The following is a 25,663-nucleotide window of genomic DNA, read 5'->3' on the forward strand; positions in this document are numbered from 1 at the left end:
AACCGAAATTCGCAAACCAATTATATTATTTGTAATTTTGCCGCACTAGCAAAATACACTATGACAACACAACAACTACACGAACAAATTCTTCAAAAAAAATCATTTTTATGCGTTGGAATTGATCCAGACTTGGACAAAATGCCTGCTCATTTATTAGAAACGGAAGATCCGATTTTTGAATTTAATAAAGCGATCATTGACGCCACACACGATCTTACTGTTGGATACAAACCAAATACTGCATTTTTTGAGGCATATGGAATAAAAGGCTGGATGTCACTTCAAAAAACAATCAATTACATCAACGAAAATTATCCTGATATTTTTACGATTGCAGATGCTAAACGCGGTGATATCGGAAACACATCGAGCATGTATGCCAAAGCTTTTTTTGAAGATTTAAATTTTGATAGTGTAACTGTTGCGCCTTATATGGGAAAAGATTCGGTTGAGCCTTTTCTAGCTTTCGAAAATAAACATACCATAATGTTGGCCTTAACTTCTAATGAAGGCGCGTTTGATTTTCAAACTTTAAATGTAGACGGAAAAGAATTATATAAACAGGTTTTGGAAACTTCTAAAAAATGGAAAAACAGCGAAAACTTAATGTATGTGGTTGGCGCAACTAAAGCTGAATATTTTACAGAAATCAGAAAAATTGTTCCAGATAGTTTCTTGTTGGTTCCTGGAATTGGCGCTCAAGGCGGCAGTTTATCTGAAGTATGCAAATATGGAATGAATGATAAAGTAGGACTTTTGGTAAATTCTGCAAGAGCAATTATATACGCTTCTAAGGGAACAGATTTCGCAGAAAAGGCTAGAGAAGAAGCTTTGAAAGTACAACAAGAAATGGAAAGTATCATTAGTTTACAGTTTCAGGTTTAAAGTTTCAAGTTGCTTTACTTTGAACTTAAATTTAAAATTTAACCGCCAAGTTCGCAAAGGTTACGCTATGAACGCAAAGTTATTTTTCTTTGCGAACCCTGCGAAAAATCTTTGCGAACTTTGCGGTAAAAAAAACATCCCAGCACACTTGAAACTTTAAACCTGAAACAAAAAAATAATGAAACAATTCACAGATCAATTAGGAACAACTCATTCCTTTGAAAATACTCCAAAACGTATTATTTCGCTTGTACCTTCACAAACCGAATTATTATATGATTTAGGTTTGGAAGAAAAAATCATCGGAATTACGAAGTTCTGTGTGCATCCGTTTCATTTTAAATCAACCAAAAAGATTGTTGGCGGTACTAAGAAAATTCATTTTGAAAAAATAAAACTTCTTGAACCTGATATTATAATTTGTAATAAAGAAGAAAACACAGAAGAAATCGTAAATCAGTTAAGTGAAATATGTCCGGTTTGGGTTACGAATATTGTTTCTGTTGAAGATAATTTTCAAATGATTTCAGATTTCGGTCAAATTTTCAATTGCAGAACCGAAGCTCAAAAGTGGAACAACAAATTGGCTTTCGCCTTGAGCGATTTCAAAAATTATATAAAAGATATTCCGTCCAAAAAAGCAGCTTATTTTATTTGGAAAGATCCGTATATGGTTGCAGGAAATGATACCTATATAAATGAATTATTAAAACTCAATCATTTTAAAAATATCTACGAACACAAAGGACGTTATCCAGAAATAGAATTAAAGAAAATGCGTCTTGAAGGCGATCCGGATATTGTTTTTCTTTCGTCAGAACCATATCCGTTTAAAGAAGAAGATGCTTTCGAAATCGGACGTTTTACACATCACGCCAAAACAATATTCGTAGATGGCGAAATGTTCTCCTGGCATGGAAGCCGATTATTAAAGGCTTTCGCTTATTTTAAATTACTTCATGAAAGGTTGAAAAAATAGTTTTTATTGTTTCAAGTTTGAAGTTTCAGGTTTATTGGAAGGTAAATTTAAACGCAAAGGGCGCTAAGATTTTTAATATTCAGTATTTATTAATAAACGCAAAGTTCGCAAAGCTTTATCTATACAGCTTTGCGAACTTTGCGTTTTAGTAAGCCTTACCAATATAAAAATCTTAGTGCCCTTTGTGGTTAAAAATTATACCCAAAACAACCAACCTGAAACAAATAAAACCTGAAACCTCAAACAAAACAAATACCAAAAAAAATGCCGACATCAGGAAGACGCCGGCATTATTTAACTAACCAAAACCAAAATAATAAATAACCAGTTTATTACATTACAAAGGTCAGACATAAAACAATGTTATGCTGTTAAGATCTTGTTATTACTTTGTTGAATATAAGTTAATGTCAAAACTTGGAGGGTTTTGTGACTAAATTGTTTTCAAGAAGGATTTGGAATTTGGTATTTTTTTATTTGAATTTATACCAAAAAAGAATGCCGGCATCTAGAAGACGCCGGCATCATTTAACTAACCAAAACCAAAATAATAAATAACCAGTTTATTACATTACAAAGGTCAGACATATATCGAAGTATTGCTGTTAAGGTTTTGTTATTACTTTGTTGGACATACGTTAAGATTTATAAAACCGCTTTTCTGAGCATTCTGCAGCGTTAAATAATTTTTGGTTATTAAAACATAATAACAATCGATTTTGTTTATGAATCTAATAATGATAAGTTTGTATATTTGATAAAACATTAAAAATCAGCAAAATGGATTCAAACAAAAAATTAACAACTGCAACAGGAACACCCGTTCCAGACAATCAAAACATTCAAACAGCCGGCCCTCGCGGACCCGTTTTATTACAAGATTTTTGGTTTCTAGAAAAAATGGCGCATTTTGACCGCGAAGTAATTCCGGAAAGAAGAATGCACGCCAAAGGATCTGGTGCTTACGGAACTTTTACCGTTACGCACGATATCACGAAATACACCAAAGCCGACTTGTTTTCTGAAATTGGGAAGAAGACTGAAATGTTTGTGCGATTTTCTACTGTTGCAGGAGAACGAGGTGCTGCTGATGCCGAAAGAGATATTCGTGGTTTTGCCATGAAATTTTATACGAATGAAGGAAATTGGGATTTGGTTGGTAATAACACGCCAGTCTTCTTTTTCCGTGATCCGATGAAATTTCCTGACTTGAACCACGCAGTAAAACGCGATCCAAAAACCAATTTAAGAAGTGCTGATAATAATTGGGATTTTTGGACTTTACTGCCAGAGGCTTTGCATCAGGTAACGATTGTAATGAGCGACAGAGGAATTCCGAAAACGTATCGTCAGATGCATGGTTTTGGAAGTCATACTTTTAGCTTTATCAATGCACAGAACGAAAGACATTGGGTAAAATTTCACTTAGTGTCACAACAAGGAATTGAAAATCTTTCTGATGAAGAAGCTGCTCTCTTGGTTGGAGGCGATAGAGAAAGCCATCAAAGAGATTTATTCAATGCGATTGAAGAAGGTAATTTCCCGAAATGGAAAATGTTTGTTCAAATTATGTCAGAAGAACAGGCAAAAACGTACCGTTTCCATCCTTTTGATTTGACAAAAGTGTGGTTAAAAGGTGATTTTCCACTGATTCCAGTTGGAGAATTTGAATTAAACAAAAACCCAGAAAACTATTTTGCAGAAGTAGAACAAGCGGCATTTAATCCAGCGCATGTTCCGCCGGGAATTGGATTCTCGCCAGACAAAATGCTTCAGGGACGTTTATTCTCTTATGGAGATGCACACCGCTACCGCTTGGGTGTAAACAATTATCAGATTCCGGTAAATGCTTCAAGATGTCCGTACAATACATTCCACAGAGATGGAGGAATGCGTGTTGACGGAAACAATGGAGGACGTAAACATTATGAACCAAATAGTTTTGGAGAATGGCAGGATACGCCAGAATTAAAAGAACCGCCATTGGCAATCTATGGAGATGCGTATGCGTACAACTTTAGAGAAGACGACAGCGATTATTTTACACAGCCAGGGCTTTTGTTCAATTTACTAACGGAAGACAAAAAACAGCTTTTATTTAAAAACACTGCTGGGCAAGTTGGAGGAGCTCAGAAATTTATTCAGGTTCGTCACATCAGAAATTGCTACAAAGCCGATCCAGCATACGGAGAAGGTGTCGCAAACGCTCTAGGAATGACAATGGATGAAGTAAATAGCTTTGATGATCCAAGATTGAGTATAGTGGCTAGGTAAGGTCTGAGTTTCTGAGCTTCTAAGTTTCAAAACTTCTAAGCTACTGAGATTTTTCCTGACTTATTTATAAAGTAAACCCGACAGGTTTTTAAAACCTGTCGGGTTTGTGTTTATGTTCAAAGATTGTAAGACTTAGAACCTTAGTATCTTAGCACCTCAGTACCTTAGGAAAAAACCACCGTCTTATTACTATAAACCATTGTTTTACGTTCGGCATGCAGTTTAATGGCTCTTGCCAAAACGATACGTTCTAAGTCGCGTCCTTTCATTATAAAATCTTCAACAGAATGAATATGCGAAACTCTGGCAATATCCTGTTCGATAATCGGCCCTTCGTCTAGTTCTTCTGTAACGTAATGACTTGTTGCTCCAATAATTTTTACACCGCGTTTAAAAGCTGAATGATAAGGTTTGGCACCTGGAAAAGCTGGTAAAAACGAATGGTGAATATTAATGATTTTATTCTCGTAAAGCGAAATTAATTTTGGCGTAATGATCTGCATATAACGCGCCAAAACAATAAAATTGATATTGTATCTTTTTAGAAGTTCAATTTGTTTCGCTTCGCCTTCTTCTTTGTTGTCTTTTGTAAAAGGAACATAATGAAATGGAATATCAAAACGCTCTGCAATTGATCTCAAATCATTATGATTGCTGATAATAACCGGAATCTCTACATTTAATTCGTCTGCGCTGTAACGTCCTAAAATATCAAACAAACAGTGATCGTATTTAGAAACAAACAAAGCCATTTTTGGTCTTTGTTCCTGATTGTACAAATCCCAAGACATATTAAATTTAGAAGCAAGAGTTTTGTCAAAATCTTCCTTGAAACTTTCAAGTGTAATTTGAGAATTTGTAAATTCACATTCCAATCGCATAAAGAAAACATTTTGTTCGACATCAACATGCTGGTCAATGTAGGTAATGTTTCCTTCAACTTGGGCAATAAATGTGGTCACTGAAGCAATAATGTTTTTTTGATCTTTACAGTGAATCAGAATGGTTATTTTTTGCATTTTTTTGGTTGGTTTTTTGGTTTAGTTTCAAAGGATCAAAATGGCAAAGGCTCAGAGTAAAAACTTTGCTCCTTTGTTACTTTGAACCTTTGCAGCTTAGAAAATCTATTTTCCGTCTTGAAGAGCAAACACACTTTTTAATAAAGGTGATGTTCTTGCAGAAATATTATTTCGAATTTCTTTTTCTTCTACAGCGATCATTTTAAAAACACCAGTAAGCGCTTGATTAGTTGTATAATCTGTTAAATCTGGGTTTATCTTTTTTACCAACGGAATAGTATTGTATTTTGTAATGATATTTTTCCAAACCGCATCGGCACCTACTTTTTCGAAAGAACTTTTAATTACCGGACTAAATTTTGAATACAATGATGTAGTAGTTGTTCCTTGTAAATAAGAAGTTGCAGCAGAATCATTTCCCAAAAGGATATTTTTAGCATCTGTAAAAGACATATTTTTTACAGCCGATACGAAAATTGGAGTAGCTTCTTTTACAGCATCTTCGGCAGCGCGGTTAAGCATTTTGATTCCTTCATCTGCAAGCGAACTCAAACCAACTTTACGTAAAGTGGCATCCACTTTTTGTAATTCTTCCGGCATTAAAATTTTTACGGCTTCATTTTTATAAAAACCGTCAACGGCAGTTAATTTGCTTACTTGTACAGTAATTCCTTTGTTCAAAGCTTCTTTAAGTCCCGACGCAATATCAACAGAACCATTTGGCAGCTGTGAAGCAATTTGCGGTAATTGGTTTAAAATCTGAGGTACTTGTGCACAAGAAGTCAGAGAAAAGGTAAGCGCAATGATAATAATTTTTTTCATTAGAATTGGGAGTTTTTTATAAGTTTCAAAAGTACTATTTATTCAAAAATAAAGCCACAATTTTATTACTGTGGCTTAACAATTTGTTTTAAAATTAACAATTGAATTTTATTTAGTTGAATGATTCGCTTTTAAATTTTTCAAGGAATAAAACTAATTATGAATTAAGCTCTCTCAATACATTTTCAGTGAGATCTTTTCCTCCAATTAAAATATAATAAAGCGATTTGAAAAATTCTAAAGGTTTCCAAGGATAGGCCCACCATCCAACAGTCATATTTGTGAATAGAAATTGCAGCGAATATTTAATGCTGCTTTCGTTTGGGCGGATAAAGTACACATTGTAGTTTCGTCTGTATTCTTTAAAAATTTTTAAAATTGAATAAGGAAAGCTGACAAATTTTGCGCCTTGCTGTACTAAAGTGTTTATTTCAAAAGACGATAGGCCTTCTGTATTTATGGCTTTGATTCTCATAATAAAAATGTTTAATTTCTATTCGTAGTTTTACTTCAAATTTTCATCGTTTAAAAATGTTTGTATTGTAAAAATTAGCTTTTTAATATTGAAAAAGCCATTTTAATAATTGAAAAAAATAAGGGGTAATCTAAGATTTGGGATCTAAGTTTGAAAGATTTTTTCTTTCAAAACTAAAAACCAATTTTAAAATTACCCCTAAGTTTAAATAAAATCAATTTTGATTTTTTTCTTATTTATCGGCTACTTTGTTTTCAGGAACCAATTCTTCAGTCAAATTTGTATCTCTGTTATAAACATCTTGAAAGAAACCAATTTCACCATTTTCGTTTACTAATGACGTAAAATAAGTAATATAGATTGGCACTTTTTTAGTTAGTTTAAAACTATTTTCTGTTTTCCCAGCCATAGCTTTATCAATTTTTGCTGGAGTCCATTCTGGATAATCTTTAAGCATTGCATACGCTAATTCTTTTGCCATTTTAAGGTTGATACAACCGTGGCTGAAAGTTCTTTTTTCAAAGTCGAATAATGTTTTAGACGGTGTATCGTGCATGTAAATATCATCCGAATTTGGGAACATAAATTTCACTAAACCTAAAGAGTTGTCTGGTCCTGGTTTTTGTCTCACTTGTCCATTTACCATTTCCATGTTTTTTTCGGCAAGATAATTTGGATCTGCAGCGATTTTAGATTTTAATTCGTTTTGTACAATACTTTGTGGCACTGTCCAATATGGGCTAAATACAATTCTGTCAATTTCGCCGTTAAAAATGGTAGTTTTTGTCAAAGGCGCACCTACAAAAACTGGAGATTTCAATTGAACTTTTCCGTTTTTAACATAAATCATTTCGTATGACGGAACATTAACCAAAACATATTCGTCACTATTCGCCATTTGAGAGGCAATTTCACGGCATCGTTCCATGTTCAACTTCAAAGTAGTGATTTTATCCGAAACCGGAATATTCATTTCTTTAATGTGTTCTTCTGCCAAGATATAGTTTGGTTTAAAACCGTTACGAACTTTGTATTTCATAACTGCATCCATTAGTTCACGGTCATACACTTCACTTTTAGAATCATGTTTTAAATCTCCTAATAAGTACAAACGAGTTCTAACTTGTGCAATCGTACTAGATTCAGCATCTGGACGTAATTCTTTATACGGCGTTTCAGCAGGAACAATAGGTTTCCATTTTTTTGAACGGTCTAATTTTTTGTATTGTTTTAAAGCATCCTGCAGTTTGTAGTATTGATCAAAACTCACTACTGCGTCGTCTTTTACATTTTTTGCAGAAGCTTCTTCGATAGTGCTGTAGTTTAAGAAATCTTTCAACAGAGCATCATAAGATACTTTTTTCTTAGCTTCAGTATTATTTTTTTTGGCGTATACAATATATAAAGAACTTAAAAGCATGTCTGCATCAGTTTTAGAAAGTTTGTTTTCTGCTGAAGAATCAAACAATTGTTCGATTTCTTTTTGATACGGAATTACCAAGTCGTTGGTGTTTTTTGCTTTTTCGTATAATACAGAACCAAATTCATTAACTTGTTCTTCATCAAACCAAATACTTCCAAGTGATCTGTTTTTGTATAATGACATCACATCAGATTTGTATTTTTTCAAATCAGAATATCTTTTAAAGAAATCATTTGAGGTTTTCTCTAAATCTAAATCTGTATTATTTAGTTTCGTTGCAGCCGGAGAATTTTTATATAAAGAATTACTATTATCAATTCTGTTAAAAGATGATATAAAAAAACTCAAACTTAAAATTACGGTGAATAGATTAAATGTTTTCATTTTTTAAATTTTTACGTTTTTACTTTTCCTTTACGTGTTCACTTTTTCATTAAAGCTTGGGGTAAAAATTTGGGGCTTTTCTACAATGCTAAATTACTTCAGAAGGCTCTCAGACATGTTTTTAGATTTTAATTAAATGTTGCGAAATTGCCATGTCTTTAAGCTTTCTTTAACTATATCAGTTACTTAGCGCAATTGTTACCCTTTAAAATCAAAAAAATGAAAACTTTTTTGTTAACATAAAGCTACTGTGATCATCAAATTTTAAAATATTTTGTAAATTGCCTCCAGAAAATTATCATATTCATAAAATGGAACAACAAAAAACATATATTCCTAAAAATAAAGTAAGAATTGTTACTGCAGCGTCTTTATTTGATGGACATGATGCAGCCATTAATATTATGCGTCGTATTATTCAGTCAACTGGAGTTGAGGTAATACATCTTGGTCACGACCGAAGTGTAGAAGAAGTGGTAAATACCGCAATTCAAGAAGATGCTAATGCTATTGCTATGACTTCTTATCAAGGCGGACACAACGAATACTTTAAATATATGTATGATCTGCTTCGCGAAAAAGGAGCAGGACACATTAAGATTTTCGGCGGTGGAGGCGGTGTAATCCTTCCAAGCGAAATTGCAGAATTGCATGAATATGGTATTACAAGAATTTATTCTCCAGACGACGGCCGTTCTTTAGGACTTCAGGGAATGATTAATGATTTGGTGGAACGTGCCGATTTTCCAATTGGAGATAAATTAAACGGAGAAATCGATCATATAGAAAGTAAGACACCGACAGCAATTGCACGTTTGATTTCTGCGGCAGAAAATTTCCCAGAAATTGCAAAACCAGTTTTTGATAAAATTCACGAAAGCAATGCAACTTCTAAAATTCCGGTTTTAGGAATTACAGGAACGGGTGGAGCAGGAAAATCTTCTTTGGTTGACGAATTAGTTCGTCGTTTCTTAATTGATTTTCCAGAAAAAACAATCGGATTAATTTCTGTCGATCCTTCGAAAAGAAAGACCGGAGGAGCACTTTTAGGAGACAGAATCCGTATGAATGCGATAAATAATCCTAGAGTTTATATGCGTTCGCTGGCAACACGTCAGTCAAATTTGGCTTTATCTAAATATGTTGCCGAAGCGATTCAGGTTTTGAAAGCGGCAAAATACGATTTGATTATTTTGGAAACTTCAGGAATCGGACAGTCTGATACCGAAATTATGGATCATTCTGATGTTTCTTTATATGTAATGACCCCAGAATTTGGAGCTGCAACACAATTGGAAAAAATCGACATGCTTGATTTTGCTGATTTAGTGGCTTTAAATAAATTTGATAAACGCGGTGCATTAGACGCTCTACGTGATGTAAAAAAACAATATCAAAGAAACCATAATCTTTGGGATAAAAGTCCAGATGAAATGCCAGTTTTCGGCACAATTGCTTCGCAGTTTAACGATCCGGGAATGAACACGCTGTACAAAGCAATCATGGATAAAGTGGCAGAAAAAACCGATTCTGATCTGAAATCGACTTTTGCAATCACTAAAGAAATGAGCGAGAAAATATTCGTGATTCCGCCGGGAAGAACACGATATTTATCTGAAATTGCCGAGAATAACAGAAATTATGATGAGACTGCAATTGCACAGCAAAAAGTAGCGCAGGAATTATACGGAATCTTCAAAACGATTGAATCTGTTTCTGGAAAAGAACCTCAGATTACAAAAGCAGGAATCGACGATTCTACTGTTTTGTCTGGAGGATTTCAGGAACATGACGAAAACAGAATCTTTTTAAATCTTTTGCTCAATCAATTTGATAAAGTAAAAATGGATTTAGATCCATACAATTGGGAAATTATCCTGAATTGGGCTGATAAAGTAGCCAAATACAAAAATCCGGTTTACTCATTTAAAGTGCGTGATAAAGAAATCAAAATTGCGACACATTCTGAAAGTTTATCGCATTTGCAAATCCCAAAAATTGCTTTGCCTAAATACGAAGGCTGGGGCGATATCCTGCGTTGGAATTTACAGGAAAATGTTCCTGGAGAATTTCCTTTCGCTTCTGGATTATATCCGTTTAAGCGTGAAGGCGAAGATCCGTCGAGAATGTTTGCGGGCGAGGGCGGACCAGAAAGAACCAACAAACGTTTTCATTATGTAAGTGCGGGAATGCCTGCCAAACGTCTTTCGACAGCTTTTGACAGTGTGACTTTGTACGGAAATGATCCAGATTTACGTCCGGATATTTACGGAAAAATTGGAAATGCGGGAGTTTCAATCTGCTGTTTAGACGATGCTAAAAAATTATATTCAGGTTTCGATTTAGTTCATGCTCTAACTTCGGTAAGTATGACAATCAACGGACCTGCGCCAATGCTTTTAGGTTTCTTTATGAATGCCGCAATCGATCAGCAGTGTGAGATTTACATTAAAGAAAATGGTTTAGAAAAAGAAGTTGAAGCAAAAATCAACAAACTATATAAAGACAAAGGAATCGAAAGACCGAAATACCAAGGTGATTTGCCAGACGGAAATAACGGTTTAGGATTAATGCTTTTGGGCGTTACCGGAGATCAGATTTTGCCTTTGGATGTTTATAACGAAATAAAAGTAAAAACCTTAGCGCAAGTTCGCGGAACGGTTCAAGCGGATATTTTAAAAGAAGATCAGGCGCAGAATACTTGTATTTTCTCAACCGAATTTGCGTTACGATTAATGGGTGACGTTCAGGAATATTTTATTACCAAAAATGTTCGTAATTTCTACTCGGTTTCGATTTCAGGATATCATATTGCCGAGGCGGGAGCAAACCCAATTACGCAATTGGCATTTACACTTTCAAATGGTTTCACTTACGTGGAATATTATTTGAGCCGTGGTATGAACATCAATGATTTTGGACCAAACTTGTCGTTCTTCTTCTCGAATGGAGTTGATCCAGAATATTCGGTTATTGGTCGTGTGGCACGTAAAATTTGGGCAAAAGCCATGAAATTGAAATACGGAGCCAACGAAAGAGCGCAAATGCTGAAATACCATATTCAGACATCAGGGCGTTCGTTACACGCGCAGGAAATTGATTTCAACGATATTAGAACGACTTTACAAGCTTTGTATGCCATTTATGATAACTGTAATTCATTGCACACGAATGCTTACGATGAAGCGATTACAACACCAACAGAAGAATCTGTACGTCGTGCAATGGCGATTCAGTTGATTATTAATAAAGAATTAGGTTTAGCGAAAAACGAAAATCCAATTCAAGGTTCTTTCATCATCGAAGAATTAACTGATTTAGTAGAAGCAGCCGTTTTACAAGAATTCGACAGAATTACTGAAAGAGGCGGCGTTCTTGGTGCAATGGAAACGATGTACCAACGTTCAAAAATTCAGGAGGAAAGTTTGTATTACGAAACCTTAAAACACAACGGCGATTTTCCGATTGTAGGTGTAAACACTTTCTTAAGCTCAAAAGGATCGCCAACGGTAATTCCGGCTGAGGTAATTCGTGCCACAGAAGAAGAAAAACAATACCAGATTACGATGCTGGACAACCTTCATAATTTCCACGAAACAAAAGTAAACGAGCATTTAAGCCAGTTACAAGAAGCAGCCATTAAAAACGAAAACTTATTCGGTTATTTAATGGAAGCTACAAAGGTTTGTTCTCTTGGTCAGATTACTTCGGCGTTGTTTGAAGTTGGTGGGCAGTATAGAAGGAATATGTAGAATTTAATTTTAGTAATATATAAAAACCTCTCAGAAATGGGAGGTTTTCTTGTTTTTAAGATATTCTTTTAAAGAATTTTAATCTCTATTAATTTGTCTTATTGTACTCTTTTATTGTCTTATAGATCCCTTTTATAAAATAAGCTTTTCCTTATTTTATTTAAATCTATACTGTAAAAACAATGACATCAGCTAAATTATTTATTTTAGGAGGAGAACGTGAGTTACTGTGGGTATATACAAATTATTATAGGTATACACTATCCGATAATTCGCCTGCAAGTGGTATTGAAGGAGGACTTATTACTTTGTGTTTTGTAACACAAGAAAACGACGATCTCTTCTTGCAAAATATGACTAAAAATGTTGAGAAGGAAACAGATAGAATGGAAAAAGGAGAAATACATTTCTATAATAAAGGAAATCACGATAACCCAATAAGAAAATATAAATTTAATGATGCTTATTTAGTCGAATTTTCAGAGATTTTTGACGCTGATGGAACGGAAAATATGCAGACTATTTTAACTATTTCGCCTGCCATTCAAAATTACGGAAGCAATGATGATCTTGTAAAACATTGGCAAGTGTCATGGCTGCCACCAACAGAGCCTGTTTATTATATACCAAAAGGGGAAGAAAAAGATCTTAGAAATTATTTAAGTGGCTATTTTTACACAAAAGAGGGTAAATATCTTGGAAGAATAGGAACAGAAGACAAAGTTTACATCACTGACCAGGCTTCTTTTTCAGAGATAGAAAAAGGAAAAAAGGTTTCAGATGATAAAATTATTTATTTTACTGATAAATATGGATTGAATAATACTCAAATGTTGGATCGAGCAAACTGGGTTTATGTTGAAGGAGTGGGATCTGTTCCTTTTTATTATGCTTATTCAATAGCAAATAGTAGAAAAATAAATTCTGAATCTAAAGTTTATTATTATGGAATGCAGGAAGTGCAAAATAAAGTAACGGTACATTTGGATAAAGATAGTTATTTATCTGGACGAGGTACATCTCAAAATAAAGATAATGCAGCTGCTTTTTGGAAAACAAGAAATAATCCTGATTTAAGAAATGCATCTATGATTAGTTGTATTTCGGCAGTAATATTAAGCGTTCATATTCCCGATAAAGATCCAACCGATGGATGCACAGGTTGGTTGGGTTATCCTGATTCTGGTCATAGAGGGGCGTTCCAAATAAAATTTTCTGGACGGTATCATATTTTTAGAATAGTAGGTAAATCTTATGGAATAGCTCCTTTAAAAACATTTGAAGATTATGATAAGGCAACAAAAAATATTAAATAATATAATTTTAGTTTTATTCTTATCGAATTATGGATATGCTCAAACATTCGATTATAGTAAGTTAAAAAACAATCCTATAAAATTTATTAATCATGAGCTAAGCTATGTCAAGAATAGCAAAGCATACGATATACTTCCCGCTTTTGGAATGGCAAAAGAAGTTCATAAATCCAGTTTAATAGATATTAAAATAAATGAAAGTCCTCCTATTTTTCATATTTGTAATGATTCGATACAAGAGAATCAGTTCAATAATGTGACGGAATACTTATTGTATGCGAAGAATAAAATAAATTTAGATTCTTTATTTGCTAATGCAATAAACAGTTCAACAAAATATAAAATCTATATAAGATTTGAAGATTATTATACGTTCACATTTAATAGTAGAAAATTTGCTGTTTTTCGTGTTACTGAACGTCGGTTTTTTAGTAATGTTTTGTACTATCATTTGATTTTACTTGAATTAAAAAATGATAGAGTAGTGGAAAGTTTTGCTTTTATTGATTGCCCTGAAGTGACATTAAGCTGTTTTGGTGATTTTAATTTTGATGGTAATTTAGATTTTATAGATTGGAGGAAAAAAGAAAGAAAAATTAGTTTGTATAGTTTACGAGGTAATAAGTTTGTAAAAGAAAGGCAATATATTGAGGTTAGACCAACAAAAAGTGAACAAAATTATGAGAGCCATTATGATGATTTGTTTAATTATAGTTTAATCGACAAAAAGAATACAAAATGGTTTTACAGTTTTTGATAATTAAATAAAAAATAAATTCATGAAACTCAAAACATTTCACAATTGAGCGGCCTTTTTAACCTTAAATTGTACTAATAAAGGTTCGCAAATTTCGAATGCTAAATAGTAATATTCTTTGGTAACCTTTTTTATATAAAGGGTTTTAGGTGAATTATTATATTTTGTGCATTCGTGTTTATCCATAAGTTCGTATGGCAGTTCTATCAGCGTTTTGACTTTTGTATTTACATCATAAATGTATTTATTATATCCATTATCTTCATCTGTGTACAAAATCAATTCATTTTTTAAATCAAAATCTCCGCAGATACCAGTTAAAATTTCGTTTCCAGTTTCTTTTTCATACAACCAAAAATAATAGTTACTTGTTCCACCGCCATTACTTTGTAAAGTAAAATAATTCTGAAAATCAACTCCTTCATAATATGGTCGATAATTCGCTATGAAAGTATCCACTAATAATTGAGTATTCTCTTTGTTATTATGAATGAGTCTAAAATTAATGACGCCTTCGTTTTTTTTATTTAAAGCCGGAAAAATAATTAATTTGTAGTTGTTTTTAAGAAAAGCACTTTGAGTTTCTATGGTATCACCTTTTTTCATAGAAAAAAACGCTGTCTATTATTTTTTTTGTCTTTTTTTCTTCTTTAGTAGGTGTATGATTATCCATTTTGCAACTAATAAAACCAATTAATAACAAGATTAAAATTTTACTTTTCATTTTTTAGAATTTAAGATTTATCATGTCCCAAAAAAATAGACAACTGTATGAATAAAAGTAGGATATTGAAATAGAAATATTGAAGGTAAAGTGCAAAATTTTCTGTAGTTTCCAAAATGAAAGTTTCGCCAGTATGAACGTTACCGCTCGTGAACTCAAAGTTTTATCCTCTACAGTTTGTCATTTCGACGCAAGGAAAAATCACACAAGTATTTCTACAAAGATTGGCGATTTACTTTGTCGAATCCCGAGTGTGATTTCTCGTTCCTCGAAATGACAAACTAGAACTGAATAATCAAAGTTATTCCTCAACAACCTCCCCAACAAACCCTAAAAATTCCATTTCATCCATAGGAAACAAATGCAGAATCGTTTCCAAAATCAACGAAACATTAATAGTTGCACTTTTATCTTTTTTAGAAAAATTATGCATATCGTTATCAAGGGCGAGGATGCAGAGTTTTAGCATATCGGTAATAAGACAGCCGAGTTCTAAATAACTGACAACCTTAAATTGTGCGATATAATAATTAGTTTCGTTGGTTGGTTTTAGCGTTGTAAAATACTGAGCGATTAATTTCTGCAGTCTTTGTAAACTTTCTGTTTGGTTCATTTCCATAAGGCGTATATTTTTAGGTTTGTATTTTACAATTTGACTCTATAAATATTATAAGAAAAATTGTACTTTTGTTTTGATTCAGCGAAGGAAGAAATAGATTTTTATGTATCCTATCAATTTTGTGTGTTTGCTACATAGCTAAATATGTTTTTTACATCTCGCCAATTCTTCTACTAAATTATTATCTTTGAATTATGAGCACACTAACAAAACCAAACCATATTGGGCGAAAAATAAGCCGAATCCGTGAACTTCGTGATATGAAGCAGGAAGCTTTAGCTCAAGCTTTAGGAACAAATCAGCAAGCGATTTCTATTTTAGAAAATAGTGAAACGATCGAAGAAGATAAACTTATTGCAATTGCTAAAGCGCTTGGTGTTACAGCAGAAGCAATTAAAAACTTTTCAGAAGAAAGTATGATTAATTATTTCAACACTTTTAATGAAAGTCCGAATAACTATTTTGGTCTTAATAATTGTACTTTCAATCCATTAGATAAATTAATGGAAACGGTAGAAGAAAATAAAAAGCTTTACGAGCGTTTGCTTCAGGCAGAAAAAGATAAAAATGAATATTTAGAGAAATTGCTAAATCAGAAATAATACTATTCAAACTAAATAAATAAAGGCATCCGCGATTGTGGGTGCCTTTTGTTTTTTGATCAGAAAAATTGCTAATTTTAACCAAAACCAAAAATATAATTTTAACCAAAAAACAAGCCAATGAGAAAAAGCATTTTTATTTTCGGATTATTATTGATAACCACTTTTGGATCTAGTCAAAAAAAAGCAGACTTAAAAACAAAGATTGATTCGGCAGCACAAACAATTTCGGAAACAAAGACAGAATCGGGAACCAAAACCTACGATTCTAAATTGGTTGGATGCTGGCGTGGTTCTGAAGTTGGCCAACAACAAGAAGGAATAAGTAAATACTGGGTTTCCTGTCGATTTGAAGATGGCAGAAGCACTTTATTATTTATTATGATTGATAAAAAAGGTAGAGTAACACAGGAAACCGAAAATGGAAAATGGTGGGTAGAAAATGGTAAATATTACGAGCTGCACAATTACGACGGCGTTATAGATATTTATAACTATCAAGCAACAGATGACACTATAGATTTTCAATCGGTAGAATTAATGGGGAAAAAAGACAGCAGTTACAAGTTTACCGATTATAGAATTCAAGAAGATTAAAGTTTTAATAGAACAAAAAAAGACAGCCTTTACAGCTGTCTTTTTTTGTTTAAGATTAATTAGTTCGACCTAACTTCGTTAAAGGTTATTTTATTGGTTTTTTATAAATCAAAATCTCATTTACTCTAATTAAGTTATTCATTTTATCCCGATCCAATTGATTTGGTTTTAGAATTACTAAACTACTATCATTAAATTCAATAACATCTAAGTTTTCGCATTCTTGAAAAATAGTATCTCTTCCACTAATTATTTTATCAGGAATTAATGATAGTGTTATTCCAGTTCTGTTTTCATTTTTATTAAGGTAGAATTTACCAGTTGACGGTACTCTAAGGTCATCGCTGCTGTATTCTTTAGTGTAATTTCCATCCTTTAATATAATTTTATCCTTGTAATCTTGGTCTTTTAAAATCCAAGTTCCGTTGTACTTGCTTTCAGTGATTTGATTACAACCAGCAGCACAAAATAAGAGTAGGGAAAAGAAGGGTAGAAATCTGCTCATAAATTATAATTGGATCTTTTATTTTTTGATTTTAATTTATCTAATATATAAATAATTCCTAAATCAAACGTTCCTCTGGAACGTAAAAATGGCTGTGTTAATACGCGGTCTACTACCTATGAAATGTTCCTACGGAACAAAATTTTTTTGTGGAATTTTCTGGAGGATTGTTTTATTTGTACGCTTTAGCAGTTTTTTTCTAGTGTATGCTTTTTTGTTTATAAAGATATTTCTTTAAACGATATATTTACGTACTAAAAAAGCAAAAATAGATTTATGAATGAAAAATTTACACTGACGGGAGGCGCAAGAATAGGAATGTCCAACGCAAGTTTTCCGCTTGCTGATTTGTACGTTGATAAGAATGTTTTAAAGATTAATGCTTCTATTGTTGGTAATTTGGTTTTTCAGCCAAATGATATAATTTCTATAGAGGCTTACAGTTCTATCCCAGTTATTGGAAACGGAATTAAGATTAATCATAGAATTGAAAAATATAGTTCAAAAGTTATTTTTTGGACCTTTAAAAATCCGATAACGGTTATAAATGAGATTAGAAAAACTGGATTTTTGGATAATATTCAATCAGAAATAACTGCAGCCGATTTGGAGATTATAAACAGACAAAATCAAGGCGGATTTCCGATTAAAAAACCAGTTGCGATATTTTACGTTGTAATTTGGAACGCGCTTTTTTTATCAGATATAATTCCCTTTTTTCTACAAGAAAAACAAGAAGGTTTTCCTATTGGAAACGGTATAAAGCTGGCCTTAGCAATAGTTTTTGTAAGCGCTATTTTGACTTTAGTTTCAGCTAAATTTCGAAGTTTAATTCTCAAAGAAAGGAGAGAACTTGATGATATTAAGAAGTTTGTTTATCTTTTACTTTTTATCAGCGGTATGCTTTTTCTTCAGTTCTCAATTACGTGTCTTTAAATAATCATTCATATCATAAAATCATGAAGCGAATAGTTTTTTCTTTACTGGTAATTATAATCGTCATATTTGGCGCTGTAACATTATTAGATAGCCTCAGTAAGAAGACTGAAATTCATTCTTTTGATAAAAAAGCAGAACATAAACTTTATAAAAGAGTAGAAGCAGTTAAAAAGCTAATTGCTGGAAACTCAAAATACAACAATAAAACGGCCTTTTTTATAGATATGAAAATAAGTTCTGGAAAGAATAGATTTTTTGTATACGATCTGCAAAATGACAAAATAATCGATAGAGGTTTGGTAGCCCACGGTTCCGGCTCTGAAACGGGAAAAAAGAACAAATTAAAATTCAGCAATGTCAATAACTCCTTGTGTACTGCATTAGGAAAATATTATATCGGATATAGTTATAATGGAGATTTCGGAAAAGCATACAAACTATACGGATTAGACAAAACAAACGATAATGCCTTTTTGAGGAATATTGTTTTGCATAAATATCGTAAAGTTCCTTATGAAGAGCAGGATGAACCTATTTGCAATAGTTACGGCTGTCCGATGGTTAACGAAAAGTATTATTCAAGAATTGAAAAACTAATTGATAGATCTGATAAAAGGATTGTTTTAGATATCTACTATTAATTCTTAGTTTACTATTATAACAAAAAAAAGCATCCGCTGCCAATGCGGATGCTTTCTTTTTTTTGTTGGGCAAAAAAGGCGGTTAACGACGGAATCCAGGATTGTGGTTCACAGACTCGTCCATTTTAACAGTTTTTGCCTTCTTGGCAGCAACCTTAATTTCGTGTGTAGCAACTTTGTCGTTTGCTTTCACTTCTAAAACATAAGTTCCAGCTGGAAAACCTTCTAAACTGATTGTTTTAGAAATTTCTAATTTGTTTGCTGCAGATTCTCCCGCATAAAGTAAATTGTGATTTTCGTCATAGATAGAAAATGAAGAATTTTCAACTGTGTCTAAAGTAAAGCTAACTACTTTTCCGTTTCCAGTTTGGATATTCAAAATATAATCTCCCTTTCCATCGATGGCGTAAGAAAATAATGTTGCTAAAAAAAAGGCAGCAACGAACCCGGCTTTGGTAAAATTTGTCATGTTTTTTTAAATTGTTAATTACTAAATGTGGAATGCGTAAAACTACAAATACAAATTTAATTTAATGCAAAAAAAGCGTGTTTTTTAAAGCTTAAAATGCTGAATTCAAACCAATTCTGTATTTTGTTTACGCTATGTACGTAAATACAGGGGTTGCGGATTTATTTTTTAGAATGTTTTTTTTAACACTTATTAAGTCCGATTTTTAATTTATAAGAATATTTTTTCAAAGTGTTAATTTTTTTTGCGTTACTATCGATTAAAAACAAAAAAAACAGCTCTAGAACCATCTGAGAGCTGTTTCTTAAATCAAAAAAATAAATAAATTTTCTTCAAAATTCTTTAAAAAATTTATTTTTAGCGTGTCGCTACGCTTGTGTTTTTAGCAAAATCAGATTTATAAACTGACGAAACTGCATTTCTGGATAAAACAGAAGTTTCGTTGTCTATTGTAATCTCATATTTTGCTTTTTTAACATTGTCTTCTACTTCTAAATAATAAGTTCCTTCTGGAAATTCCTCCAAACTAAAAGATCTTAAAATCCCCTCTTTTCCTGATGCATTTTCAGAATAAATAAGAGTGCCGTCTTTGTCATAAATAGCTAAGCTCGCTTTCTGCGTTTTGTTAAGTGCGAAAGTGATTAGTTTGCCATTAGCTTTTAATACATGAAGATTAAATTCTCCAGTTCCATCAATTGCGTAAGTGCTGATCCCTGTGAAAAGCAACGCCGCCGCTAAACTCAATTTTGCAATCTTTTTCATGATACTTAGTTTTTAAATTAATAGTTCTAATTCTCTGATGCTAAATTAGTTATACTATGTAATGAAGTACGCATCTGTATTTTCCTATTTATGTGCTATATTCTCATTTACGAAACCGTTATAGGTTAAAATTTGAATTATTTTCAACGTTTTGGTTAAAACGATAATTTTAATTTAACGTTTTGGTAAAATATGCGAAAAATGATTTAACCGCAAAGAGCGCAAAGTTTTTCCGCAAAGAGCGCAAAGTTTTATATTCTTTGCGGACTTCGCGTTTTCTCTTTGCGCTCTTTGCGGTTAAAAAATAAAAGCAAAAAAAAACAGCTCAGTAACCACAAAGAGCTGTTTTTAAAACTTGTCAAAGTTTTTTAACTTACTAACTATCTAACCTCACTTTTTATACTGTATAAAGTATAAAACTTTTTTAGCGTGTTGCCACACTTGTATTTTTTGCAAAATCTGATTTGTAAACAGAAGAAACCGCATTTCTTGATAATACAGCATCATTTGTTATATTGATTTCATATTTTGCTTTTTTCATATTGTCTTCAACTTCTAAGAAGTAAGTTCCTTCTGGAAACTCTTCAAAACTAAAAGTTCTCAAAATTCCTTCAGCGCCAGAAGCATTTTCAGAATAGATTACAGAACCGTCTTTATCGTAGATCGTTAAATTAGCTTTCTGCGTTTTGTTAAGAGCGAAAGAAACCAATTTTCCGTTGTTTTTAATTACATGAAGATTAAACTCTCCATTTCCATCAATTGCGTAAGTGCTGATTCCTGAAATAAGCAACGCTGCTACTAAACTCATTCTAATAATCTTTTTCATAGTATTTAGTTTTTAAATTAATAGTTCTAATTCTCTGATGCTAAATTACTTCGGATGTATGTTTTAGTACACAACTGTATTTGCTTATTTCTATGCTGTATTCTCATTTACGAAACCGTTATAGGTTAAAATTTGAATTATTTTCAACGTTTTGGTTAAAACGGTAATTTTAATTTAACGTTTTAATGAAATATGCGAAAAATGGTTTAACCGCAAAGAGCGCAAAGTTTTTTCGCAAAAGTTCGCAAAGTTTTATATTCTTTGCGGACTTTGCGTTTTCTCTTTGCGCTCTTTGCGGTTAAAAAATAAAAGCAAAAAAAAAACAGCTCAGTAACCACAAAGAGCTGTTTTTAAAACTTTTGAAAGTTTTTAACTTACTAACTATCTAACCTCACTTTTTATACTGTATTAAAGTATAAAAATTTTAAAGTGCCGTGAAGAAACACTTATATTAAAGAAATCTTTATTAGTAAACTGAAGTAGTACCTTTAGAAGATAATACAGAACTGTTTTCTGTTACCGTGATTTCGTATTTTACTTTTTTGTAATTGTCAGCAACTTCTAAGAAGTAAGTTCCTTGTGGAAATTCTTCTAAACTGAAAGTTCTTAAGATTCCTTCTTTTCCAGAAGCGTTTTCTGTGTAAAGAACATTTCCATTTGTATCATATATACTAATAGAAGCTTTTTGTAATTGGTTAATACCGAAAGTGATTACTTTTCCTTTTCCTTTCAATACATGAAAGTTAAGAGATTCGTTACCATCGATTGCATAAGTACTCATTCCTGTAAAAAGTACTGCTAATACTAAACTTAATTTTAAAACCTTTTTCATAATCTTTTATGTTTAAATTTTTAGTTTATTTCTCTGATGTCAAAATTACTGCAGCACTTATGTTTTTTTAACATCTGTATTTTCCAATTTATGTGCTATATTCTCATTTACGAAACCGTTATAGGTTAAAATTTGAGTTTTATATTATGTTTTCGTTAATTTGATTGTTATTTTTCAATGTTTTGCTATAAGTCAGGGTTTCTTAAAAACTACCGACTTTCTTACAAATTTGACATATCCTTATAAAAAGTATGTATAAAATGAATTATGTAAAAAAATAAACGAATAAAAATATAAGACTGAAAAAAAAGCGATGTTTTGGTGTGAAATCACAATCAGTATTATTTGGTTTTTAATGAAATATTCTCAGTTGCGAAACCGTTGTAGGTTAAAATTTAAATTATTTTAGGTATTTTTGTTAATTTTGCTATTATTTTTTAAAGAAATTATCATGAAGACAATTGCCCCAGCTCTTGAAGTGATAACTAACTCATACGGAAGTTCTTTTACCTACACTAAACACGCCGAAAAGACCAATAGCAAAGCTCATTTATGGCATTATCATCCAGAGATTGAGTTGGTTTATATAAATGGCGGGGCTGGAAAAAGACAAATAGGGAGCCATGTTTCTTATTATACCAATGGTAGTTTACTTTTAATAGGAGCTAATTTACCGCACTGCGGTTTTACGAACGAGCAAACAGGGAATACAAATGAAACTGTAATTCATATCAAGCCTGAATTTTTAGGTAATGAATTTTTCGTGGCTCCAGAAATGAAAAAAGTTCAGAACATTTTGAGTCAGGCTAAAGGCGGTATCGCTTTTGGAGGCGAAACTAAAAATAGAATAGGTAAGAAAATAGAAATGATGGAAAATGAACCACCCTTTCAGCGTTTACTTTCTCTTCTTAGTATTTTGGATGAATTAGAATCGTCTGAAGAATATACTGTACTCAATGCCGACGGATTTTCGATGGAGTTACAAACGCAGGATAATGATCGTATTAATGTGGTTTTTAACTACGTAAAAGATCATTTTCAGGAGTCAATTTCTGTAGATGAGGTTTCGAGTTTGGTTAGTATGACTACGCCGTCTTTTTGTCGTTATTTTAAAAAGATCTCAAACAAAACATTTACCGAATTTGTAAATGAATACCGTTTGGTACACGCTTCTAAACTTTTGGCAGAACAGCCAATGAGTATAAATGAAGTTTGTTACGAAAGCGGATTTAATAATTTCAGTCATTTCAGTAAATCATTCAAACAATATACAGGTAAAAGCGCTTCACAATACCGTCACGAGCATAAGATTATAATTAGCTAGTTTTTAGCTGAGTTTTTTTAGCCACGAATTCACGAATTTTTTTAATATTAATTCGCGAATTCGTGGCTTTTTATTTTAAATGTTTTGGAGTGTAGTGAAATCCGTGCATTCGCTGCCATCTTTTTTATCCTAAAAACTAGTCGGATTTTTCATATGTTTTATTATGAAAAAAAGTATATTTACAAACCCTAATCAGAAAAAAAATATAAAAAAAATGAAGAAATTTAAAATGTTATTGTCTGCATTTTTGCTTTGTCTTACCACCATGACATATGCTGCAAAAGTAGACACGCTGCAAGTTGCCAGTAACGCTATGGGAAAAACGTATAAGGCTGCAGTTGTTTTACCCAATTCTTATGCAAAAAGCAAAACAGGTTTTCCGGTAATGTATTTGTTACATGGCGCCTACGGACATTTTGGCGATTGGCTTAAAAATACTCCAAACAAAAAATTAGTTCACAATCTTGCAGATCAATACAATATGATTATTGTTATGCCCGAAGGAGAAACATTTAGTTTCTATTTGGACAGTCCAGTTAATAAAGAAAGTCAGTTTGAAACTTTTATTACTCAGGAAGTAGTGCAGAAAGTAGACAAAACGTACCGCACAATTGCCAATAAAAACGGTAGAGTTATTACGGGACTTTCTATGGGAGGACACGGTGCGTTATATTTATCCGCGAGACATCCTGATCTTTTTTGTGCGGCCGGAAGCATGAGTGGTGCTGTGGATATGGGTACAATGCTTAATAGAGATTCGGCAGCCCAAGTTGTAAAATTAATGCAGCCTGTTTTTGGCGATAAAAGCGGTAATACGGAATTGTACGAACAAAATTCTGTTTTAAGAATGGCCGATAAATTAAAAGCGAATAAACTTCCGTTAATTATAGACTGCGGCGTAGACGATTTTTTGATAGAACCAAACAGAGAATTGCACAGAAGGTTGGTTTATAACAAAGTAGACCACGATTACACAGAACGTCCAGGCGCACATACTTGGGAGTATTGGGAAAATTCGCTTCCGTATCACGTATTATTTTTTAATAAAATATTGCTTAAAAACCAACAGGTTACAAAGAAATAAGACCGTTTCTAATGCAATTTTAATCTAATTTACTTTTTTTGGTTTGATTTTTGGAATACCTTTATATAGTATAAACCTTAAAAAAGAAATATTATGAAAAAGATACTTACCTTATTTGCTGTTGTTGGATTAATCGTATTCTCGAGTTGTGAAGGACCAGAAGGACCTCCGGGACAAGATGGGGTTAACATTGTTGGAACAGTTTATGAAAATACATCCAGTAACTACTATAATTTTACTGCACAAAATAATTATAAAGTAAGATTTAATTTTCCTCAAAGATTATTTGACTCTGATGTTGTTTTAGTTTATCGATTTGGAGGAGTTGATAGCGGTAGAGATGTTTGGGAGTTTTTACCAGAAACTCACTTTTTTGATGATGGAACAAGAAATTTTTCTTTTGATTTTACATTTAGTGATTCTTTCGTTGATATTTATATGAATGGTAATAGTCTTACTGATGCAGAACTAAATTCATTTAGATTGAATCAAATTTTTAGAATTGTCGTTGTTCCTGCTGATTTTGCTGCAAAAGTAAATAAGAATAATTTTTCTGAAGTTATGCAAGCTGCTAAATTGAGTGAAACTCAGATACAAGAAATTAAGTTTTAATGCTTAAATGGAAATAATAAAAAAGGAAATCGCAAGATTTCCTTTTTTATTTATATGTATAAGATTTTATTCTTCACTTGCATTATCGCTTAATACTTTCTCTTCTCCAAACTTCAACGAAACCAAGATTCCGATTAAAAGTGATAAAGCAATAAATCCTAAAGAAGCCCATTCTGGAACTTGGATCCAATCGTGTAACAGCATTTTTAATCCAACGAAGGCTAAAATGGCTACTAAGCTGTATTCTAAATAGCTGAATTTCGCCAGCATATTAGCCAAGAAGAAATACATAGAACGTAAACCAAGAATCGCAAAAATATTAGAACTAAATACTAAAAACGGATCTTTGGTAATAGCTAAAATGGCCGGAACACTGTCTACTGCAAACAAAACGTCCATAACTTCGATAACAATTAAAGCAACGAATAAAGGTGTTGCCGCTTTTTTTGCCGTTTTGGTTTTGATAAAGAATTTTTCGCCATCCATTTCAGAAGTGATCGGTATTACTTTTCCTAAAGTTTTGTAGACAAAAGAATCTTTTGGATGAAAATCTTCTTCTTCTCCAGAAAACAACATTTTTACCGCAGTAAAAACCAAGAAAATACCAAATACATAAGTCGTCCAAGTAAATTTATTGATCAGCATTACGCCGAAGAAAATCATTAAACCTCTGAAAATAATAGCTCCAAGGATTCCCCAAAATAAAACCCGGTGCTGATATTTTTGCGGAATTTTAAATGAAGCGAAAATAATTGCAATCACAAATATGTTGTCAACACTTAATGAAAGTTCGATTAAATAACCTGTTATAAACTTCATCGCCGCATCCATTGGTTTAAGAGCGTCAGGATTTTCAATATAATTTGTTGTGTAAAGCCAATAAATAACTCCAGAAAAAAGAAATGATAAAGTAACCCAGACTAGTGTCCATTTACTGGCTTCTTTTGTACTAATAATATGTGGTGTTTTATTGAATACGCCTAAATCTAAAGCAAGAATAAAAATTACAGCAAGTAAAAAGAGTGACCAGACTATCAT

Annotated in this window: 25 protein-coding genes; 13 read left to right on the forward strand and 12 right to left on the reverse strand. The window is 32.4% G+C overall.

All coding sequences use genetic code 11. The features are described 5' to 3' along the window. The first annotated feature begins 60 nt into the window (after window positions 1-60). From pyrF to ACFSC2_RS19000, 3 genes are all read left to right on the forward strand, one after another. Complete coding sequence (pyrF, locus tag ACFSC2_RS18990) at window positions 61-888, forward strand: orotidine-5'-phosphate decarboxylase (protein ID WP_379813983.1); 828 nt, start codon at window positions 61-63, stop codon at window positions 886-888. Between the two features lie 178 nt (window positions 889-1,066). Further along, window positions 1,067-1,867, forward strand: a complete 801-nt coding sequence (locus tag ACFSC2_RS18995) for an ABC transporter substrate-binding protein (protein ID WP_379813982.1) — start codon at window positions 1,067-1,069, stop codon at window positions 1,865-1,867. A gap of 780 nt (window positions 1,868-2,647) precedes the next feature. Next, on the forward strand, window positions 2,648-4,141 hold the full coding sequence (locus ACFSC2_RS19000) for a catalase (RefSeq protein WP_379813981.1): 1,494 nt from the start codon (window positions 2,648-2,650) through the stop codon (window positions 4,139-4,141). A 164-nt stretch (window positions 4,142-4,305) separates the two neighbouring features. Here ACFSC2_RS19000 and purU read toward each other — a convergent pair whose 3' ends face one another. The 4 genes from purU to ACFSC2_RS19020 form a co-directional block, all read right to left on the reverse strand. Then, window positions 4,306-5,160 carry a formyltetrahydrofolate deformylase gene (gene purU, locus ACFSC2_RS19005; RefSeq protein WP_379813980.1) on the reverse strand — a complete coding sequence of 285 codons (855 nt, stop codon included), beginning with the start codon at window positions 5,158-5,160 and terminating at the stop codon, window positions 4,306-4,308. Between the two features lie 105 nt (window positions 5,161-5,265). Next, window positions 5,266-5,982 (reverse strand): DUF4197 domain-containing protein, encoded by a 717-nt coding sequence (locus tag ACFSC2_RS19010; RefSeq protein WP_379813979.1) that lies wholly within the window; start codon window positions 5,980-5,982, stop codon window positions 5,266-5,268. Window positions 5,983-6,139: 157 nt separating this feature from the next. Next, window positions 6,140-6,457: a hypothetical protein gene (locus ACFSC2_RS19015; RefSeq protein ID WP_379813978.1), complete on the reverse strand. Its 318-nt coding sequence runs from the start codon at window positions 6,455-6,457 to the stop codon at window positions 6,140-6,142. A 232-nt stretch (window positions 6,458-6,689) separates the two neighbouring features. Next, window positions 6,690-8,264, reverse strand: a complete 1,575-nt coding sequence (locus ACFSC2_RS19020; protein WP_379813977.1) for a L,D-transpeptidase family protein — start codon at window positions 8,262-8,264, stop codon at window positions 6,690-6,692. Window positions 8,265-8,575: 311 nt separating this feature from the next. On the opposite strand from ACFSC2_RS19020, the gene ACFSC2_RS19025 reads away from it, so the two are divergent. The 3 genes from ACFSC2_RS19025 to ACFSC2_RS19035 all read left to right on the forward strand — a co-directional run bounded on the left by ACFSC2_RS19025 (window position 8,576) and on the right by ACFSC2_RS19035 (window position 14,089). Next, window positions 8,576-12,016, forward strand: coding sequence for a methylmalonyl-CoA mutase family protein (locus ACFSC2_RS19025; protein ID WP_379813976.1), 3,441 nt, complete (start codon window positions 8,576-8,578; stop codon window positions 12,014-12,016). A gap of 182 nt (window positions 12,017-12,198) precedes the next feature. Further along, window positions 12,199-13,332 (forward strand): type VI secretion system tube protein TssD, encoded by a 1,134-nt coding sequence (gene tssD, locus ACFSC2_RS19030; RefSeq protein WP_379813975.1) that lies wholly within the window; start codon window positions 12,199-12,201, stop codon window positions 13,330-13,332. After that, the gene (locus tag ACFSC2_RS19035) at window positions 13,304-14,089 is read left to right on the forward strand and encodes a hypothetical protein (RefSeq protein ID WP_379813974.1); all 786 of its coding nucleotides are present in this window, start codon (window positions 13,304-13,306) and stop codon (window positions 14,087-14,089) included. The genes tssD and ACFSC2_RS19035 overlap by 29 nt, the downstream gene beginning before the upstream one ends. 39 nt (window positions 14,090-14,128) lie before the next feature. On the opposite strand, the gene ACFSC2_RS19040 is transcribed toward ACFSC2_RS19035, so the two are convergent. Next, window positions 14,129-14,695: a hypothetical protein gene (locus ACFSC2_RS19040; RefSeq protein ID WP_379813973.1), complete on the reverse strand. Its 567-nt coding sequence runs from the start codon at window positions 14,693-14,695 to the stop codon at window positions 14,129-14,131. A gap of 419 nt (window positions 14,696-15,114) precedes the next feature. Then, complete coding sequence (locus tag ACFSC2_RS19045) at window positions 15,115-15,432, reverse strand: hypothetical protein (protein WP_379813972.1); 318 nt, start codon at window positions 15,430-15,432, stop codon at window positions 15,115-15,117. Window positions 15,433-15,626: 194 nt separating this feature from the next. On the opposite strand from ACFSC2_RS19045, the gene ACFSC2_RS19050 reads away from it, so the two are divergent. Together ACFSC2_RS19050 and ACFSC2_RS19055 are read left to right on the forward strand one after the other, a co-directional pair. Then, window positions 15,627-16,034 (forward strand): helix-turn-helix domain-containing protein, encoded by a 408-nt coding sequence (locus ACFSC2_RS19050; protein ID WP_379813971.1) that lies wholly within the window; start codon window positions 15,627-15,629, stop codon window positions 16,032-16,034. A gap of 120 nt (window positions 16,035-16,154) precedes the next feature. Continuing rightward, window positions 16,155-16,631 carry a hypothetical protein gene (locus tag ACFSC2_RS19055; protein ID WP_379813970.1) on the forward strand — a complete coding sequence of 159 codons (477 nt, stop codon included), beginning with the start codon at window positions 16,155-16,157 and terminating at the stop codon, window positions 16,629-16,631. A gap of 85 nt (window positions 16,632-16,716) precedes the next feature. Here ACFSC2_RS19055 and ACFSC2_RS19060 read toward each other — a convergent pair whose 3' ends face one another. Further along, a complete protein-coding gene (locus tag ACFSC2_RS19060) occupies window positions 16,717-17,136 on the reverse strand; it encodes a hypothetical protein (RefSeq protein WP_379813969.1) in 420 nt (139 codons plus the stop codon). 276 nt (window positions 17,137-17,412) lie between these two features. Here ACFSC2_RS19060 and ACFSC2_RS19065 point away from each other — a divergent pair, with 276 nt between their 5' ends. Then, window positions 17,413-18,072: a hypothetical protein gene (locus ACFSC2_RS19065; RefSeq protein WP_379813968.1), complete on the forward strand. Its 660-nt coding sequence runs from the start codon at window positions 17,413-17,415 to the stop codon at window positions 18,070-18,072. Between the two features lie 23 nt (window positions 18,073-18,095). Beyond that, window positions 18,096-18,716 carry a murein L,D-transpeptidase catalytic domain-containing protein gene (locus ACFSC2_RS19070; RefSeq protein WP_379813967.1) on the forward strand — a complete coding sequence of 207 codons (621 nt, stop codon included), beginning with the start codon at window positions 18,096-18,098 and terminating at the stop codon, window positions 18,714-18,716. 82 nt (window positions 18,717-18,798) lie between these two features. On the opposite strand, the gene ACFSC2_RS19075 is transcribed toward ACFSC2_RS19070, so the two are convergent. From ACFSC2_RS19075 to ACFSC2_RS19090, 4 genes are all read right to left on the reverse strand, one after another. Then, the gene (locus ACFSC2_RS19075; protein ID WP_379813966.1) at window positions 18,799-19,185 is read right to left on the reverse strand and encodes a secretion protein; all 387 of its coding nucleotides are present in this window, start codon (window positions 19,183-19,185) and stop codon (window positions 18,799-18,801) included. A gap of 357 nt (window positions 19,186-19,542) precedes the next feature. Next, entirely contained in the window at window positions 19,543-19,947 is a 405-nt protein-coding gene (locus tag ACFSC2_RS19080; RefSeq protein WP_379813965.1) for a secretion protein, read from the reverse strand. 424 nt (window positions 19,948-20,371) lie between these two features. Then, window positions 20,372-20,773 (reverse strand): T9SS type A sorting domain-containing protein, encoded by a 402-nt coding sequence (locus ACFSC2_RS19085; RefSeq protein ID WP_379813964.1) that lies wholly within the window; start codon window positions 20,771-20,773, stop codon window positions 20,372-20,374. Window positions 20,774-21,239: 466 nt separating this feature from the next. After that, entirely contained in the window at window positions 21,240-21,605 is a 366-nt protein-coding gene (locus tag ACFSC2_RS19090; RefSeq protein ID WP_379813963.1) for a T9SS type A sorting domain-containing protein, read from the reverse strand. A 451-nt stretch (window positions 21,606-22,056) separates the two neighbouring features. On the opposite strand from ACFSC2_RS19090, the gene ACFSC2_RS19095 reads away from it, so the two are divergent. The 3 genes from ACFSC2_RS19095 to ACFSC2_RS19105 all read left to right on the forward strand — a co-directional run bounded on the left by ACFSC2_RS19095 (window position 22,057) and on the right by ACFSC2_RS19105 (window position 24,625). Then, window positions 22,057-22,929 (forward strand): AraC family transcriptional regulator, encoded by an 873-nt coding sequence (locus ACFSC2_RS19095; protein ID WP_379813962.1) that lies wholly within the window; start codon window positions 22,057-22,059, stop codon window positions 22,927-22,929. Between the two features lie 214 nt (window positions 22,930-23,143). Continuing rightward, window positions 23,144-24,013: an alpha/beta hydrolase gene (locus ACFSC2_RS19100; RefSeq protein ID WP_379813961.1), complete on the forward strand. Its 870-nt coding sequence runs from the start codon at window positions 23,144-23,146 to the stop codon at window positions 24,011-24,013. 93 nt (window positions 24,014-24,106) lie between these two features. Then, window positions 24,107-24,625 carry a hypothetical protein gene (locus tag ACFSC2_RS19105; protein WP_379813960.1) on the forward strand — a complete coding sequence of 173 codons (519 nt, stop codon included), beginning with the start codon at window positions 24,107-24,109 and terminating at the stop codon, window positions 24,623-24,625. A 66-nt stretch (window positions 24,626-24,691) separates the two neighbouring features. Here ACFSC2_RS19105 and ACFSC2_RS19110 read toward each other — a convergent pair whose 3' ends face one another. Beyond that, window positions 24,692-25,663: a TerC family protein gene (locus tag ACFSC2_RS19110; RefSeq protein WP_379813959.1), complete on the reverse strand. Its 972-nt coding sequence runs from the start codon at window positions 25,661-25,663 to the stop codon at window positions 24,692-24,694.

This window comes from Flavobacterium artemisiae (assembly GCF_042678225.1).
Lineage (GTDB): Bacteria > Bacteroidota > Bacteroidia > Flavobacteriales > Flavobacteriaceae > Flavobacterium > Flavobacterium artemisiae.